Origin of the sequence: Mesorhizobium sp. M7A.F.Ca.CA.001.08.2.1, from assembly GCF_003998455.1 — a bacterium.
GTDB classification, from domain to species: Bacteria; Pseudomonadota; Alphaproteobacteria; order Rhizobiales; family Rhizobiaceae; genus Mesorhizobium; species Mesorhizobium ciceri.
Window position 1 is genome coordinate 1 of the sequence record NZ_RZPW01001401.1, and the last position, 593, is coordinate 593.

General features: G+C 61.4%; 1 protein-coding gene. It reads left to right on the forward strand.

Features of this window, described 5'->3' with window-relative positions:
- Positions 1-125: 125 nt before the first annotated feature.
- The coding region (locus tag EN914_RS37650) for an NAD-dependent epimerase/dehydratase family protein (RefSeq protein WP_127389794.1) at positions 126-593 on the forward strand (468 nt) is incomplete at its 3' end.

Genomic DNA, 593 nt, shown 5'->3' on the forward strand with positions numbered 1-593 from the left:
ACTCTGGACTCGGTCCTGATGTTCTTCCTGGTGAGCGGAACATATCTCGCCTCCGGACGTCATGTTCCTTTGCTGGACGAGCCGGCACTTGCACCAGTCACGCAAGACCTTTCTCGGGCAAGGCCATGAAGGTTCTGGTCACGGGCGCGACAGGTTTCATCGGGCGTCTTGTCGTGCGCCACCTTCGCGAAGCCGGTGTCGAGCTTCGCCTCGCCTCCCGCCATCCCGAGAGGCTTGGTTCGGAGAACGAGACTGTGCCGATGCCCGGCTTCGATGCGCCGGCCGCCGCCTTCCTGGAACTGACCCGGCATATGACTGACGTCGTTCATTGCGCTGGCCTCAACAATGATCGGGGAAATGCAACCGAAGCCGATTACCAGGCGGCCAATGTGGAACTGAGCGCAAGGCTGGCGCATGCAGCGGCGGCCCAGATAAGCGGACGTTTCATTCATCTCTCCTCAATCCGGGCGGTGATCGGCGCGCACGTCAGCGCAACGATCGACGAGGACACGCTTCCTGCTCCACAATGCGCCTATGGACGCTCGAAGCGCGAAAGCGAGATCACGGTTTTGGACGCCTATGCGTCGCATGGC